Annotated in this window: 1 protein-coding gene; it reads right to left on the bottom strand. The window is 39.8% G+C overall.

Going from position 1 to position 1,679, the window contains the following annotated elements; translation table 11 throughout:
* Positions 1 to 1,679: ABC transporter substrate-binding protein (locus tag AA80_RS07705; RefSeq protein ID WP_103877212.1), on the bottom strand; the 1,679-nt coding region annotated here is incomplete at both ends.

The raw sequence follows: 1,679 nt of genomic DNA, 5'->3' as shown, positions 1-1,679 counted from the left end.
GTGTAGTTATAATAATAATCACCAGGCCAAATTGGATTATTTATCCATCCTTTTAGCCAAGAGCGATGGACCCTCAACCCTTGAGGCTGATAAAGAGGTAAAACAAGTGCGTAATCAATGACAAACTCTTGAATGTCTATATAAATTTTTTCTCTTTTAACAGGGTCAGTTTCAACAGCAGCATCTTCTATCATCTTGTTCAATGATTTCCCACCAAATTCTGGCCTTGGCAAGCTTGCAAATTCCGCAAAGTTTTCGCCGTAGTACCCTCCGTAATCACCTTCACTATGATAATAGGTGAAAATAAAGTTATGTGGATCTGGATAATCAGCTAACCAACCTATGATGTAAACTGGAAGCAACATGTTTTCTCTTGCATCTAAGTAAGTTGGCCATTGAACTCCTCTAACTTCAACTTGGAATCTTGGATTGATCTTTGCTAAATTATCCCTCAATATCTCTGCTGATACTCTTCTTGCATCGTTACCTGTATTGTAAAGGATAGTCATTTTGAAACCAATTTGCCATAATCTCCCATTGTAAGCACGTTTGAAATAATTTTCAGCTCTTTGTAGGTCCAATTCATATGTTGGAAGATTTTCATCGAATCCTAAGAATCCGGTAGGTAAAGCGGTGGGGACTTTTTTACCCAAACCTTTTAAAACATCATTTATCATACCATCATAATCAAAGGCATATGCAAAACCTAACCTAACATTGTGATCTGCAAAAAAGTCTAGCGGAATACCGTTCCCATCCAATCGGCCTGAACCAATGTATGGAGACTCTGGGTCAACTTCCCAGTTGAATCCTAAAGAGGTGATTGAAACCTGAGGTGTGCCAGGAATAACGGTCAAACCATCCATAGAAAGTACAACATCTAAATATTGAGCAGGAACATAAGCTATGTCAGCATCACCTGTTTCAAGCATGGCTCTTCTCGTCGACCATTCGTCCACACCTTGAATGATTACTCTTCTTATTGGGGCGGGACCTCTCCAGTAATCGTCGAATCGTTCGAGCGTTACCCTTTGTTGAGCATGATCCCAACCAACCAATTTATACGGACCTGTTCCCATAGCATGGTCAAAGTATGGAGACTGTTCTTTTGTCCATCCGTGATACTTCCACCAACCTTCGGCATTTCCATCCCATAAACCTATTTCTATAGAATATTCTTTATCTAATATTGCACCCCAACCACTTCCAGAAGCAATTACATTCAAAAACGGAGCAAAAGGTCTTGCCAAATGAACGTGTACTTCGTTGCCTTGAACTTCTACTGCAGGATCTATTACATCATGATAGAAATTAACTAAAGCCTCTTCGTATTCAGGAGATGTAGGATTCATCTCACCATCAAATATAGTAGCCCATGAAGCACCTACGTAATCTTCTACCAAGGTTCTAATACTGAAAACACCAAACATGGGATCCAAGAACATCCATATTGGTCCTCCAGGTGGGTTATATAATAGTGCTCTTTCGAACGTGTATTCGACATCTTCAGGTGTTAAATCGTTACCGTTGTGGAATTTCACACCTTCTCTTATTGGGAAAACATATGTCGTTCCACCATCTCTCAAATAACCGTTTTCAACTGTTGGGACAACCGTTGAGAGCATAGGAACAAACTTACTCAAACTTTCACCATCGTATGCTACCAAGTTGTCATAGAC

The sequence above is a fragment of the Petrotoga sibirica DSM 13575 genome (assembly GCF_002924625.1).
GTDB classification, from domain to species: domain Bacteria; phylum Thermotogota; class Thermotogae; order Petrotogales; family Petrotogaceae; genus Petrotoga; species Petrotoga sibirica.
This window is presented reverse-complemented; position numbering and strand designations above follow the sequence as displayed.